A 13,245-nucleotide genomic window follows, 5' to 3' on the forward strand; every position below is an offset into this window, starting at 1 on the left:
AGCCCACCCATGACCACCACATCGCTCACGTCGGCCGCCGAAGCCGCCCAGCTCCGCCCCGTCTTCGACTCCGACCGACTGGCCGCCGAGCTCGCGGCCGTCACCGCCCACACCTGGAACGTGCAGCGCACCCACACCTACGGCGGCCAGGTCGGACAACCCGCCGCGATCGACTGGCGGGTCCTGCCCCTGCGCAGCCTCGGCGGCGACCCGGAGCGCACCGACCCGGGCGGCCCCGGACCGGAGCCGTTCAAGGCGACGCGCTGGCTTGACCACCTGCCCTACCTCGCGGAGGTCCTGGACTCGGTCCCCGCCCCGCTGAACGCAGTGCGCCTGATGGCGCTGGGGCCGGGAGCCGTCTCGAACCCGCACTGCGACCCCAAGTACCGCCTGGACCGGGGCATCGTGCGCCTGCACATCCCCGTGGTCACCGACCCGGGCGCCGTCCTAGTCCTGGACGGCGTCGAACACTGCTGGCAGCCGGGCACCTGCTGGTACGGCGACTTCTCCCGCGAGCACCTGGTGCGCAACACCAGCCAGACGGTGACCCGGGTCCACGTCGTCATCGACGCCCTGCTCACCGCCGACCTTGCAGCCTGGTTCCCCGACTCCTGGCAGGACCTGCTGACCCGCGGCGAGATCCTGCTCAACCACACGAGCCCGGCTGAGGCCCCCGCATGGCCCGGTGAACTGCCGTACGAGGCGCTGCTGCCGTCCGGATTCGCGGACTTCGACGCACCCGCCCCGCTGGACGGCTCCCTCATTCCCGCCCGCATCGACCGCGCCGACGGCGTCCTCGCCCTAACAATCGCCGGGCGCACCTTCGCCCTCGTCCCGGCCGATGGCACCGAGTTCCGGTTCTCCGGCTGGAGCGAGCAGCGCACCCTCCAGCCGGACAAGGACGGCACCGGCCTGACCCTGCGGGTCCGCCGCGGCCGCGCCCTTGCCGACCGGCATGTGACCGCAGCGCCCCGCACCCCCTGACCCGCACCGCACCCGAGAGGAACGCCCATGCCCCGCCTGAACAGTCACGACGACTTCACCCCGCTCAAGGAGGTCATCGTCGGGTCCGCCGCCAACTACGTAGGGCACGACCGCGACGTCAGTTTCGAGCTGTTCCACCACGAGAACCTGAAGGGCTTCCGGTCGGACTGGGCCTATCCGCGCCTGACGAAGGCGGCGGCCGGCCACCGGGAGAGCTGGGCCATCAAGGCGCGGTACGCCGAGGAGCTGCACGAGGACGTGGAGGCCCTGGCGGGCGTCCTCGCCGGTCTCGGGGTCGCCGTGCACCGGCCGCTGCCCCTTCCCCCGGACGCGAAGAACATCGCGGGCCTGGGGTGGGAGGCCGCCCCCACCCCGGCGTTGAACGTCCGGGACAACACGCTGATCCTCGGCAACCAGATCATCGAGACTCCGCCCGCGATCCGATCCCGCTACCTGGAGACCCGGCTCCTCTCCCCCGTCTTCAATGCCTACTGGGAGGAGGGCGCGCGGTGGACGACGATGCCCCGCCCGACCCTCACCGACAACTCGTTCGACCTGTCGTATGCCCGGGACACCGCGACCACCCTGGGCGGGCCGACGGAAGCCATCGAGGACCCGCGGCCGAGCCCGTACGACGTCGGTGTGGAGATGATGCTGGACGGCGCGCAGGTGCTGCGGCTGGGCCGCGACCTGGTCGTCAACGTCGCGCAGGAGAACCACACTCGGGGTGCCGAGTGGCTGGAGAGGCACCTCGGCCACGAGTACCGCGTCCACCGGGTATGGCGGATGGCGGACAACCACATCGACAGCATGGTGCTCGCCCTGAAGCCCGGGGTCTTCCTGGCCCGCCACGACGGCATCCGGGACCTGATGCCCGAGCCGCTGCGCTCGTGGCGCTACCTCGTGCCGCCGGAGCCGGACGCGGGCGCGTTCCCGGTGTACGACGACTACGAGGACTTGGTCCTCACCAGTCCGTACATCGACCTCAACGTGCTCTCCGTCGACGAGCACACGGTGTTGGTCAACGAGGAGTGCACCGGCCTGGTCAAGCTGCTGGAGGCCGAGGGCTTCGACGTGGTGCCCGTACGGCACCGGCACCGGCGCCTGTTCGGGGGCGGCTTCCACTGCTTCACGCTGGACACCCGCCGCACCGGCGGCTTCGAGGACTACCTGTCGTGAGCCTCCCGGGCGTGCTGTTGCTGGACGCGGCCGGCCCCGAGGCGGGTCTCCTCGCCACGGCGGCCGCCGCCCGCGGGCACCAGGTCCACGCCGCGACCACCGCCGCGGCGTACGCGGACTACAGGCCCGAGTTGAAGGGTCTGCTGGCCGGGCGAGTCGTCACCGACTTCGCCCGGCCCAGCCGGGCTCTCGACGAAATCGCAGCGTTCGCGCGCCGGCGCGGTGTCGGCGCGGTGCTGACCGTGAACGAGTACCTGACCGAACTCGCCGCGCGGCTCTGCGCCGAATTGGGGGTGCCCGGCAACGATCCCGTCCGGGCAAGAGCGGCCCGGGACAAGGCCGCCATGGCCGGGGCGTTCGCGGCGGCCGGGGTCCGCGCCCCGCACACGGTCCTCGTTCGAAGCGATGCTGAACTGCGGGCCGCGCTGGCAGACCCCCGGGTCGGCTTCCCGTGCGTGGTCAAGCCGCGGTCCGGGGCGGGCTCCGTCGGCGTCACTGTGGTGACCGACCCGGTCGACGTGAGCGCGGCCGCCGATGTCGCCCGTGAGGCAGTGGGCATGTACGGGAGCGGTGGCGACTCGGGCCTTCTGGTCCAGGCGTACGCCGCTGGGGCGGAGTACAGCGTCGAATCCTTCACGCAGGACGGTGTCACGACGCACCTCGCCGTGACCCGGAAGCAGGTGACCGGCGGCGCGAAGAGGGTGGAGACGGGGCACAGCCTGCCCGTCTCCCTGCCCCCGGCCGTCCAGGCAGCCGTGTACCGGGAGGTGGAAGCGGCCATCCGCGCGGCTGGGATCAGGCACGGGGCCTCGCACACAGAGGTCATCGTCAGTGGGGATGGGCGGTGCATGATCATCGAGATCGGCGCCCGCCTCGCCGCCGGGCAGATCGGGCTCCTGATCCAGCACGCCCTGGGCATCGACGTGTGGGCCGCCCTGCTCGATGTCGCCCTCGGCCGTCCGGCCGCGCTCGCCCCTTCCGCCCTCGGATATGCAACCGTGCGGTTCGTGACCAGTCCGCACGCCGGGCGGCTGACGTCGCTCTACGGCTTCCCGCGGACGGGGCCGGGCGTTCCGTTCGTCCGCTGGCGTGCGGCAATCGGCGGCCTCGTCCGCGAGCCGGGCGCCAACGGTCACCGGCTGGGGTCGTTCGTGGTCACCGGTCTTGATGCCGATGAAGTCGAGGAGCGGGCCGACGCTCTCCTGCGGCGGGTCCGCATCCACGTGGAACCAGCTCCGGAGAACGCCGGTCAGGTCAGGCCGGCAAGCACCTCGGCCATCGCGCCGTAGCTGTCCCGGACCGCGTCCGCCTTGGCCAGCCGGTGGCGCTCAAGGCGGATCGCGCCCAGGTGCCGGGCCTCGTAGACCCGTGCCCGCCACATCGCTGCGGGCGAGCGGTCCGGCGCACCGTAGGAATCCCAGAACGCGGTCCGCTCGTCTTCCTTGGCCGTGGCCATGCGGATGGTCCAGTCAGCGGCCGGGTCACCGAACCATGTCCGGTCGAAGTCCAGCACCCCAGTGATCATCGGCTCCGGGGCTGCCGGGTCCATCAGAGCGTTGACGGTCCAGAGGTCCCCGGTCAGCAGCCTCGGTTCGGTGACCTCGTCGAGCAGGGCACGGTCGTGCGCGGCCACTGCGGCGACCTTCCGTACGTCGGCCGCGTCCAGGCCGGCGCCGTCCAGGTCGGCGGCGATCTCCTCCAACGAGGTGATCACGGCCTCGCTCCACGTCCCGTGCCCCGGTCCGCCGACGGGACCGAAGTGTGGGCCCCGCACGTCGTGCACGGAGCGGGTGACGGCTCCCATCTGCCGGAAGAACGTCGGCCACGCGGTACGCGGGTACGTTCCCAGGTGCTCCGGTGCCGGGACACCTTCCAGGTGGGTCTGGATCATCCAGTCCCGGGCGATCACCTCGTGCGACCAGTCCGCGGCGAGCACCTGCGGCATCAGCGGCGCGATCACAGCCAGCCACGGCTGGCTCGCGTACTCGTTGCGCATCAGCTGGTGCTCGCTGCGGAACTGGCGGCTCTCCGGTGGCGCGGCGCGCAGGATCACAGGCTGGGGCTGCCCGGCCAGGGTCAGGCGATAGACGTTGTTGTACATGCCCACGCCCAGCTCGACCGCAGAGGTCACCACGGCCGAGGGACCGAAAGCCCGGCGACAGACCGCTTCGATCTCCCGTGCTGTCAGGGGCTGCTGAAACTCTTCCGAAGAGCGCTCGACCGGCTGGAAGTCCATCTCACTCACCTGTGTGCACCGTCCTGGACGCGCGTCATCCTGCCCTCCGCAACCTACGCTTCGCAGCTCCTCGTGGGCCGCCGAACCGCGAGAACCGCGCACACGCCTCACTCCCAATCTCCGAAGGCTTTCCATGTATGGATACCTTGCTTTCCACTCATCGAGAGCTTACCTTTCCGATCATGGATAAGGGAGAGCTGAGCCGTAGGTTGACCAATGTCCGAACCAGCCACCGCCAGGTGCAGACCCTCAAGCGGGAGCTGCACGCTGCGGAGCGACAGCGGGACCGCGATGTCGCCGATCTTGATGAGTTCGCCCAGTCCCACAAGGAGGCGAGGGCCGAGGCCAGCCGGCGCACGCTGGCCCGGGAGTTGGGGGTCACCCACCCGGTGATCAAGAGCATGATCGAGCGGGCGGGGAGGGACGCCTACCCGGTGGACCCGACGCGCCTAGTCCCGGTCCTCTCCGCCTCCGAGGCGGCGCGGTACGTCAAGAGCGGCGCCTTCGGTCACGTCACCGGCGCGACCGCGGCCTTCACCGAGACCGACATCCTGCTGGAGTCCGGACGGCACCCGAAGGCGTTCGCCGACGGTACGCGGATCTCGGCGCCGAACATGCTGCTGCGCAACGCGGAGGGCGAGCTGCTGGGGGTAGAGGAATGCCTGGCCGGGTACGGCGGCACGGGGCCCAGCAACAGCTTCCGGCTGCTGCAAGAACTCGGCTGGCGTGAGGAGGTCGCCCGCGAGGTCCTGAACTACCGGTTCATCGAGTTCGACATCGAGCAGGGTGTCGTCCGGACGAGCGAGGAGAGCCTGCACCACTGCGGGGGAAACCTGGAGTACACCGGTGGGCACCTCGTCGCGCGCCTGCGTCGCGGCCGCCCCTGGACCCCCGTCGGCCGGACCACCCCCGCCGGCGACCCTCTCGGGCTCCGCACGTGGGTCGACGAGATCCTGACGAAGCCGGAGACGTACCCCTGGGCGGCGGGCCCTCGCGTCGCCCGGGTCTACCTCAACCGGGACACCGCCACGGGGTTGCAGGACCGCATCCGCTACCGGCCCGGCGTACGCAACAGCCCCTTCAGCGTCGTGATCGAGCAGGGCGAGCTTCAGCTGTGGTGCAGTGCCATCTACCCGTCGGACTGGGCGGAACTGCTGTCCAAGGAGCAGCTCGACGTCCTGGCGGCCGTGGACATGTATCCGGCCGATGTCGAGCCGCGGGGCTGGCTGGACAAGTTCCTCCCCCGCCGCCGCGAACGCCCTGACTACATCGACATTTCCGCAGACGGCACGAGCACGCTCCAGCACGAGCCGGACGGCTCGGAGCTGGACGGCGAGACCTTCGAAGGAGCCTGAACCGCACGAGCAGCACACTCCAACACCCCACATGGCGGGCGGGCCCACATCGGGCCCGTCCGCCATTGCGTTCCCACTGGCCGCCGACTGCGCCGCGCCTCAACTCCCCGCAGATCCACCCGGAACCACGAACAAGGAGCCCCAAAGGTGGTATTGTTTTCCTTGCTGGAAGGGGATGGCACTCCGACCGGCTCAACCACTCGAAATCTCGTACCAGGGGGCCGAGCTCCCGAATTGGAGAAGACTTGCTGAACCACAACGACACCGCTTACGAGACGGCTGCGGAGTCCGAGGTCGCCCACCTGATGGAGGGCCGCAACATCACGCTCGATGAGATCGCGGTGGAGCTCGCTGCGATCGAGCTGCGGCTGCGGCAGATCGCGTTCGCGGCCGAGACGCCCGCCACCCCGGTCGAGCTGGAGCCGATGATCGACTCGCTGCGCTCGAAGGCCGGGCAGCTGCGGGAGATCGGCGACGAGGCCGGCAAGCTCGCCCGGATCGTCGAGGGCGACGTTCCGCTGGCCACGAAGTTCTCCGGCGTCGGCGATCCATGGGGAGCCGCAGCCCGTGGCACGGACCGCGAGGACTTCGGCGGGCCTGCCGTGGTACCCACGGCGCGACAGCTGATCCACCTCGCCCACGGTGCCCGGATGCCGGGAGCGGAGACGACCACCTACCCGAAGGCCATGGCGGGGATGCGGGTGATCTGGGAATCCAAGGCGGCCCAGGCCCGGCGGCGGCGCGAGCGGGACGCGGCGGTCGACATCGAGGTCCTGGCGCTGGAGTGCGAGACCTGCGACGTCGGGTCGGGCGAGCACTGCGTCACCAAGAACGGCCGGATCTCCGAGCGGCCCCACACGAAGCGGCTGCGGACGGCGGAGGCCAACGTCGACGCCCGCCTCGGCTACCTGGGTGACAACCCCGTAGCCGTGCCCGGCGTCGACTGACCTGCCACTGACGGCCACACCTGAAGAACCCCGTACCGGCTTCCGGTACGGGGTTCTTTCGCGTGCGCGGACAGCCACCCGGGCGGGCGGCGCGAGGTGCGGACACCAGGGACAGGGCTGAGCCTGGGGGGATGACCCCCGCCGCGAAGCTGGTCGTGTATCCGCCTGATGAGAACGGCTGGCGCCGAGTCCGCTACGACGGCGTCGCGATCGGTGTAGCGCACCGCCCCTCGGACATCCGGGCCTTCCTCGCCGCGGCGGGGATGGAGGAAGCGGAGGACGTGGACCTGACCGACCCGGGGTTCGTTGAGTGGCGGGGCGCCGGCCCGGAGACATGGGAGCCCACCCGGTAGGTCGCGGGGCTGCCTTCTCGCCACGGTCGGTGTGAATTTTTGCACCGGGATCAGCCGGAGCGGTGCGCCCGGCGGGCAGTGAGCGCGGCCGTTGCAGTGCGCGGGTCAAGGGCGATGCCGAACTCCGCGAGGGCGATGTCCTGCACGTCGCCGGAGCTCGCAGCGGAGTTCTGGTCGAGCGCGAGGTCGGCGGCGCCGAGCGCGAGGACCTGGTCGCGGTCGGCAGCTGCGGGATCGGTGAGTGCGGCCAGCACGGTCCGCCAGAGGGTGGGCATCAGTCCGCGAGCGGCGCCAGCGCCGTGTAGCAGTCGCGGCAGACGGTCAGCGGCCCATCGGACTGGGTGGCGGTCACCACTCGGATGAACAGTCCCGGCTCGGCGGCAGCCAGGCAGACGCCGGTACCGGGGATGTTGTGGAACATGCGGCACAGGCAGCGGCAGCCGCCCGGCCGGTGCTGCTCCCAGCCGAACATCCAGCGCATCCGAATCGTGAGGACGGGGCTATCGGACTCGCCGGTCACGACGGACTCCCTTCGCGGTGAGTGTCAAGCATGGCAGGGCCGTAGACATCAAGGGGACGGAACCGGGCCGACCCCTCGACTCCGGCGGCGCACCGACGCCCATTTCCAAGATCGCTAAGGCCACGCATAATTCCGGTTATGCGCGGTCCCTCGTGATCCGAATTCTGGTCGTGCACATGCCATTTCCTAGTAGGAAAAAAACGCGCTGGAGGCGGTACGCTACGGAATGCGACCGCCCCCGGGGCGGACGCCTCACCTCAAGAACATGCAGGTCAGAGCGGCTTTCCAGAAGAATCGGCGTGCTGGACAAGCCCGTCGTCAACCCAACCGGAGGACGTACGCGTGCGCACCAGTGAGAGTCTTCATGGAGTCACCGAGACCGCCACGGCCTGGTTCGAGTGGGGTCTTTGGCTCGGCGTCGGCACGGGGGTGCTGGTGGCCGCGGCCGGCACCGTCGGCCTCGTCCTGGCCCGGCAGTCCGAGAACTCCTACGTGGCCGCGAACGCCGGGCGGCTGATCTACCAGGGCATCGCCCTCAGCCTCGGCTGCGGCGTCATCAGCGGGGCCCTCTCCGTACTGACGGGCGGGTCGGACCGCACCCCCTCCCCCGGCCCGAAGACTGCCGAGACCGGCGGCGCCGACCTGGTCGACGTGTTTATGTGGGGCGGCCTGGCCCTCGGTGGCGTGGCGGTCGCCGCGCTGACCGGGTGGGGCCTCTGGGGCGTACGACGTCACCGGATCACGAAGCGGCGGCGACGGCAGGCCCTGGAGCGCTCACACGACACGGTGGCCGCCGCGTACGGGGACTACCTCGGCGACGTCCTGGAGTGGCTGGACCGGCCATCCCTGGGCGACGTGAGCGTGCCGGCGACGGCGGCCTTGGTGCAGGCCCTCGCCGCGGCGGACGACGCCAGGCTCGGTGACGACCTCGACCGCTACCAGAGGGCCGTCGCCGCACTACGGACCTCGTGGCAGGCGGCGGACGACCACGCCCGTCGCACCGGCCTGCGACAGCTCCCTCCTGCCGAGCGGAGCGCGGCCGAGCAGGCCCGCAAACTCCTCACCACGGCGCTGGACACTGGCTCGGGCAGCGAGCATGAGCGGCGGAGCATGTACGCGAAGGCCCGCACGCTCCTCGACGGAATCCTCGTCGTCCCCCCGCAGGCCGTCGCCGCCCTGGAGGACAGTCACCGCCTGGCCCTCGCGCCCAAGCACCTCTGATCCGGGACGAGAACGATGCGACGCCCACGCAGGACCCCGCCACCGACCGCCCGCGAAACGCGCCCGGCACGGCAGGCTCCCGAGGAGCAACCCCGGGTGCTGGCCGCGCGGCTGTACGAGCTGCACCGCGAAACCGGCAAGGACGAGCTGTATCTGGAACGCTGGCCCGGCGATCACGAACTGTTCGGCGTGCTCCAGTTCGCCCAGGAGTACGCCAGCCGGCTCAAGGGGGAGGCGTACCGGGAGGCGGCGGTGCTGCGGATGCAGCTGGCCGAGTGGCTGCGCCTCGCTGCGGACCCTTTCCAGCTATCCGCGATCGACGACGCACGCGCCGGCGGCACCTCCTGGAAGGAGATGGCCCTCACACTCCGGTATCTCGACCGGCTCGGCGAACCGAACCCGGGCAGCGCCATGAACCTCCGCAAGCGGCTGTACGTCGCCGTCAACGGCCGCCCCGGCGACCGGCGGCAGCCGCAGGTCGCGCACCTCATCGACCGGCGGGCCATGGAGGCCCGTATCGCTGAGGCCCAGTTCATCGCCGCCGGGGAAGCACGCTACGCAGAGCTGGACGCAGTCGCGCGGGCCCTGCTGAAGCATCATCAGGCCGAAGAGATCCCCACCGACCCCGACGATGACGGGTTCTGGTGGGAGCAGCTCGCCGAAGCCGTGGACGACCGCCGCAGCGCCTCCGAGCGCGCGAATCTCCTGGTGTACGTACGCGGCGTCGTGCGTGAGGCGCGGGCGTACGCGAAGAAAGCGGGACAGCCCCCGGCGGCCACGGAGCAGGCGGCGAACGTCCTGGACGCGGCGGCCCAGCTAGTGGACCTTGACGCGGGCGAATGACCGCCCCGCCCGCTCGCAAGACGAAGGCCCGGACCGATCACTCGGTCCGGGCCTTCACGCTGTTCGTCCTACGCCGTCGCGGGCTGTTCCGACGGGCAGCACCGGGCGACTTGCTTGAAGCCCATGATCGGCGCGTCTCCCGATCGCGGGCGGTGCGTGTCGCACTCATCGAGCATTCTGGCGAGGCCGCCGCACGCGGCTCGGGGGCAGGGGCATACAGCCGGATCGGGCTGGCCGTTGATGAGGAAGAGGTGCACGTCGAAGCCTGCGGTCATCCGTACGTCACCACCACGATGAAGGCGACGAAGACCGTCGCCAGAATGGCGAGGCCCGCGAGCAGGGAACGGGCCTGCCCTTCGGCGCGGCGGCGTTCATGGGCCTGGAGCCCACGCGCGACCCCTCGCGCGATTTCATCCTCGTTCATGCAGTTGCCTCTCCCCTTGTGTCCGGCTTGGCCGGTGCCGCCTCCCGGCTGGAGACGGTTCGCCCGTTGTGCACTCCCCGCCGCGCGGCCGGCCAGGACAGGGCCGCCCCGTGGGTGTGCTGCCGGTAAACGACGTCACGGGACAGGCCCGCCGCCATGCCGATCTGCTCGTAGGTGACCGGGGCGTTCCCCGGCCTGCCCACGCCCTGCCGGGCGGCCCCAGCGGCGCCGTGGGCGGCGCGGCCCGCGGCATCCGCTACGAGCATCAGCAGCTCGATACGCCGCAGGGGATCTATGGCACTGCTGGCCGCGCGCGCCAGGAGCTCGACGCGGTCCGTTCCCTGGACCTCGTCGGCCTGGCGGACGAGCTGCTCGACTTCAGCGGCGAACATGTCGACGTCGTACGTCGTCAACGGAACCCCTCTTGTTGGTTGCAGCCAACGGAAAAGCGAGGGTATCGCGGCCTCGTTGGCTCCAGCCAACGACTTCACTCGAAAGGCTCGCACGTCACCCCGCGATGCGGTATGACTCTGGTATGACCGAACCGAAGGCCCCCCCGAAGAAGAAGACGGCGATCACCCTCCCCCAGGAGGTTCTGGAGCAGCTGAAGGCCCGGGAGACCGCGGGCGAGATCCCCAGCGTCTCCGGGCACATCCAGACGCTGCTCCAGCGCGAGCAGGAGGCCGGCGAGGTGGACACCGTCCTCGCGCGACTCTTCCCCGCCGAGCGTCCGGAGGCTGAACACCTGGAGTGGGCGGCGAGGGCGCTTGGCGTCAGCGCCCAGCAGGGAAGCGCCGGACAGAGCAGCGCCGCGTGATCGGCGGCCGCATCCTCGACACCACGGCGCTCACCGCCGCCGCCCGAGGGAGCCTCTACATGCAGGCCCTGCTGTCGATCGCCCATCAGCGCGTGATCCCGCTCCTCGTGCCGTCCACCGCCCTGTCCGACGCGTACGCCAGCCTGAAGCCGGACGGCGGGCACGCCCTGTCGGCCATCATCCAGTTCCCTCTCCTGACCGTCGCCCCACTGGACGAGGCCGACGCCCGGGGCGCGGGCATCCTGCGCTCGAACGTGAACAGCGCAGCCAGCACCACGGCCGGTCACGTCGCCTACCTGGCGGCCGCCAGGCAGTGGCCGGTGATCACGGGGGAGGCCGACCAGCTCCGCGCCCTCTACCCGGACATCGAGGTGGAGGATCTGCCGTGACGAAGACGGTCAGCGCAGCATGACGAAGGCCCCCGCCGCGCGGCGGGGGCCTTCGTCGTTCGCGCGGGCTCAGGCGACGGCTTGGCCCTGCCCCTCTTCCGGCTGCTCCGTGCCGTCCCCTTCTGCGCGCGAGCCGGGGATGGCCTTCTTCGGGTACACCTTGTCGATCGCACCGAGGTACTCGTCCAGTCGTGCGCGGGCGGCTTCCGCCTGACCCCGGAGGGCGTCGGCGTCCGCACGGGACATCGCGGCGATGTGCTTCTCCCTGACGCTGCCGAGCGCGGTGGTGAAGCGCCCCAGGGTCTGCTGGGCCCGGAGGACAGCCGTGGGCGCCGTGAGGGCGGGCGGGTCGTCGTCGGCGTCGTCACTGATGAGCTTGACCGGGAACCCGAGTTCCTTGGCGGCCTGCTCGAAGAGGGCTGCTGTGGGACGGGTCCGGTTCTGCTCGGCAGCGAGCTCGTGCGCCCTGGGGATCACCTTGAGGGCTGCTTCGTCGCCGTGCTGGTCGATGACCGCCGAGACGACGACGGCGTGGGAGGGACGGCTGACGCGGTGCACTTTTTTACACTGCTCGTTCAGGGCCACCACCTTGGCCAGGGCTGCGGCCTCCCGGACCAGCCGGTGGACGTACTTCGTGCTGATCTCCAGGACGGCGGCGCCCCAGTCCTCGAACTTCTTGTGCTCGGAGTGCTGCCACAGGTCGTTTGCCTTGGCGTAGGAGAGCAGCAGCCCCTTGTTGACCGCGCCGATGGCCTTGACGTCGGCGACGGCTTCCTCGCCGCTCTCCTTTGCCTCCCGGAGCAGGGCAGTCACCTGGGCCAGCTGTTCCTGCGGGGTGCCCTTGATGGCGCGTTCGGGGTTGATGACATTGGTGCCGTTGAAGCGGTCGGCCTCCAGGCCCGGCACCTTCGTGAGGGGCTGGGCACCCTTGCGGAGGCGGCCGTTGGCCATGCTCGGCCGCGCCGGCGCATTGGTCGCGGTCATCGGGTGACCTCCGTGAGGAGTTCCTTGGCGAGGCGGTGCATGTCGGATTCGGCCTTGAGCTTGGGCGCCGTGCCGAAGCTCTGGGCGTATCCCGTCTTGGACTCGGACGCGGGGATCTCGGTGGCGAGGACGTCGATCCCCTCCGCTTCGAGTTCCTTCCGGACGTCGTCGGCGGCGGCGGCGGTGGGGTTGAAGCGGGTGAGCAGGCAGACCAGCCGGGGCCGGTGTCCGGACATCGTCTCGACCTCGTCCATGGCGCCGAGAATCGAAGCCCCTCGGGCCTTCTCCATGCCGCTCGGGTAGAGGGCCATCACGAGGAGATCCGAGGAGCGGATCGCCGCGAGGTGAGAGTTCTGCTTGCCGCGGTCCCACGCCTTGGTGTCGATCAGCGAGAGGCCGTGCGGTGGCCGCAGGCGGTCAACCTCGGTCTTGAGTGAGGGAGCTGACGGCGCCCGGTACACGGGGGAGCCCAGGCCGTCGCTGTGCACGGGGAGCATCTCGGTCCAGGCGAGCAGCGAGCCGGGCTCTTCCTGGTCGCTGTCATCCGCGTCGTGGGCGATGGCTGGGATGCCCATCGCTTTCCAGTATTTGAGGAGGTGGGCGAGGGTGGTGGACTTCGCGCCCCCACCCTTGCCTACGAACGAGATCGTCCGTCCCTCTTCGGGGAGGGGGTTCTTCACAGTCCAGTCCATGGCCCGGAGGGTACCGAGGGGAGGGTATTCGGGAGGGGCCAGACACCTGTTTTTGTACGACCAGCACCCAAACCGACTTCTTTAGTCCTGCGGGCGCGTGACGTACGGGCCGAAAAGGAGCCGACGGGACTGCGGAGCTGGAGGAGGATGCTGCGGTATCAGGGGCTGTGGGTGTCGCGCCCTAGGGTTATGGAGCCCGAGCCCCAGGAACCGATGATCGGAGTGTCCATGCGTCACCAGGCGGCGGACATCAGCCGCAGGCCCATCCCGCCCGAGGCCCCGGCCACGAACAGGGAGAAGG

The 13,245-nt window shown here is 70.4% G+C and carries 17 protein-coding genes; 10 read left to right on the forward strand and 7 right to left on the reverse strand.

Annotated elements, in window-relative coordinates:
- Nucleotides 1-9: 9 nt before the first annotated feature.
- Genes ACFYZA_RS39045 through ACFYZA_RS39055 form a run of 3 tightly spaced genes read left to right on the forward strand, consistent with a single transcriptional unit; the run spans nucleotide 10 to nucleotide 3,452 of the window.
- Nucleotides 10-984 carry an aspartyl/asparaginyl beta-hydroxylase domain-containing protein gene (locus ACFYZA_RS39045; RefSeq protein ID WP_388494989.1) on the forward strand — a complete coding sequence of 325 codons (975 nt, stop codon included), beginning with the start codon at nucleotides 10-12 and terminating at the stop codon, nucleotides 982-984.
- A gap of 27 nt (nucleotides 985-1,011) precedes the next feature.
- Entirely contained in the window at nucleotides 1,012-2,163 is a 1,152-nt protein-coding gene (locus ACFYZA_RS39050) for a glycine amidinotransferase (protein WP_388494990.1), read from the forward strand.
- Entirely contained in the window at nucleotides 2,160-3,452 is a 1,293-nt protein-coding gene (locus ACFYZA_RS39055) for an ATP-grasp domain-containing protein (protein WP_388494991.1), read from the forward strand. Before ACFYZA_RS39050 ends, ACFYZA_RS39055 begins: the two co-directional genes overlap by 4 nt.
- Here the strand turns inward: ACFYZA_RS39055 and ACFYZA_RS39060 are convergent.
- Entirely contained in the window at nucleotides 3,413-4,297 is an 885-nt protein-coding gene (locus ACFYZA_RS39060) for a phosphotransferase family protein (protein WP_388494992.1), read from the reverse strand. The genes ACFYZA_RS39055 and ACFYZA_RS39060 overlap by 40 nt on opposite strands.
- 284 nt (nucleotides 4,298-4,581) lie before the next feature.
- Here ACFYZA_RS39060 and ACFYZA_RS39065 point away from each other — a divergent pair, with 284 nt between their 5' ends.
- The 3 genes from ACFYZA_RS39065 to ACFYZA_RS39075 all read left to right on the forward strand — a co-directional run bounded on the left by ACFYZA_RS39065 (nucleotide 4,582) and on the right by ACFYZA_RS39075 (nucleotide 7,054).
- Entirely contained in the window at nucleotides 4,582-5,754 is a 1,173-nt protein-coding gene (locus ACFYZA_RS39065; protein WP_388494993.1) for a hypothetical protein, read from the forward strand.
- 245 nt (nucleotides 5,755-5,999) lie between these two features.
- Complete coding sequence (locus tag ACFYZA_RS39070) at nucleotides 6,000-6,701, forward strand: hypothetical protein (RefSeq protein WP_388494994.1); 702 nt, start codon at nucleotides 6,000-6,002, stop codon at nucleotides 6,699-6,701.
- A 131-nt stretch (nucleotides 6,702-6,832) separates the two neighbouring features.
- Nucleotides 6,833-7,054, forward strand: a complete 222-nt coding sequence (locus ACFYZA_RS39075) for a hypothetical protein (RefSeq protein WP_331720852.1) — start codon at nucleotides 6,833-6,835, stop codon at nucleotides 7,052-7,054.
- A gap of 50 nt (nucleotides 7,055-7,104) precedes the next feature.
- Here ACFYZA_RS39075 and ACFYZA_RS39080 read toward each other — a convergent pair whose 3' ends face one another.
- Both ACFYZA_RS39080 and ACFYZA_RS39085 read right to left on the reverse strand, forming a co-directional pair.
- Nucleotides 7,105-7,329 carry a hypothetical protein gene (locus ACFYZA_RS39080; RefSeq protein ID WP_388494995.1) on the reverse strand — a complete coding sequence of 75 codons (225 nt, stop codon included), beginning with the start codon at nucleotides 7,327-7,329 and terminating at the stop codon, nucleotides 7,105-7,107.
- The gene (locus tag ACFYZA_RS39085) at nucleotides 7,329-7,574 is read right to left on the reverse strand and encodes a DUF6372 family protein (protein WP_388494996.1); all 246 of its coding nucleotides are present in this window, start codon (nucleotides 7,572-7,574) and stop codon (nucleotides 7,329-7,331) included. Before ACFYZA_RS39085 ends, ACFYZA_RS39080 begins: the two co-directional genes overlap by 1 nt.
- A gap of 342 nt (nucleotides 7,575-7,916) precedes the next feature.
- Here ACFYZA_RS39085 and ACFYZA_RS39090 point away from each other — a divergent pair, with 342 nt between their 5' ends.
- Together ACFYZA_RS39090 and ACFYZA_RS39095 are read left to right on the forward strand one after the other, a co-directional pair.
- The gene (locus ACFYZA_RS39090) at nucleotides 7,917-8,795 is read left to right on the forward strand and encodes a hypothetical protein (RefSeq protein ID WP_388494997.1); all 879 of its coding nucleotides are present in this window, start codon (nucleotides 7,917-7,919) and stop codon (nucleotides 8,793-8,795) included.
- Between the two features lie 96 nt (nucleotides 8,796-8,891).
- Nucleotides 8,892-9,638, forward strand: coding sequence for a hypothetical protein (locus tag ACFYZA_RS39095; RefSeq protein ID WP_388494998.1), 747 nt, complete (start codon nucleotides 8,892-8,894; stop codon nucleotides 9,636-9,638).
- Nucleotides 9,639-9,909: 271 nt separating this feature from the next.
- Here ACFYZA_RS39095 and ACFYZA_RS39100 read toward each other — a convergent pair whose 3' ends face one another.
- Nucleotides 9,910-10,062, reverse strand: a complete 153-nt coding sequence (locus ACFYZA_RS39100; protein ID WP_365862299.1) for a hypothetical protein — start codon at nucleotides 10,060-10,062, stop codon at nucleotides 9,910-9,912.
- The gene (locus ACFYZA_RS39105) at nucleotides 10,059-10,475 is read right to left on the reverse strand and encodes a hypothetical protein (RefSeq protein ID WP_388494999.1); all 417 of its coding nucleotides are present in this window, start codon (nucleotides 10,473-10,475) and stop codon (nucleotides 10,059-10,061) included. Before ACFYZA_RS39105 ends, ACFYZA_RS39100 begins: the two co-directional genes overlap by 4 nt.
- A gap of 122 nt (nucleotides 10,476-10,597) precedes the next feature.
- Between ACFYZA_RS39105 and ACFYZA_RS39110 the strand changes: the two genes are divergently transcribed.
- Together ACFYZA_RS39110 and ACFYZA_RS39115 are read left to right on the forward strand one after the other, a co-directional pair.
- On the forward strand, nucleotides 10,598-10,879 hold the full coding sequence (locus ACFYZA_RS39110) for a hypothetical protein (protein WP_388495000.1): 282 nt from the start codon (nucleotides 10,598-10,600) through the stop codon (nucleotides 10,877-10,879).
- Nucleotides 10,876-11,268, forward strand: coding sequence for a hypothetical protein (locus tag ACFYZA_RS39115; protein ID WP_388495001.1), 393 nt, complete (start codon nucleotides 10,876-10,878; stop codon nucleotides 11,266-11,268). The genes ACFYZA_RS39110 and ACFYZA_RS39115 overlap by 4 nt, the downstream gene beginning before the upstream one ends.
- Before the next feature lie 69 nt (nucleotides 11,269-11,337).
- Here ACFYZA_RS39115 and ACFYZA_RS39120 read toward each other — a convergent pair whose 3' ends face one another.
- Nucleotides 11,338-12,252 carry a hypothetical protein gene (locus ACFYZA_RS39120; protein WP_388495002.1) on the reverse strand — a complete coding sequence of 305 codons (915 nt, stop codon included), beginning with the start codon at nucleotides 12,250-12,252 and terminating at the stop codon, nucleotides 11,338-11,340.
- Entirely contained in the window at nucleotides 12,249-12,944 is a 696-nt protein-coding gene (locus ACFYZA_RS39125; RefSeq protein WP_388495003.1) for a hypothetical protein, read from the reverse strand. The genes ACFYZA_RS39120 and ACFYZA_RS39125 overlap by 4 nt, the downstream gene beginning before the upstream one ends.
- Nucleotides 12,945-13,245 lie beyond the last annotated feature (301 nt).

The organism is Streptomyces sp. NPDC001828, assembly GCF_042892175.1.
Classification (GTDB): Bacteria; Actinomycetota; Actinomycetes; order Streptomycetales; family Streptomycetaceae; genus Streptomyces.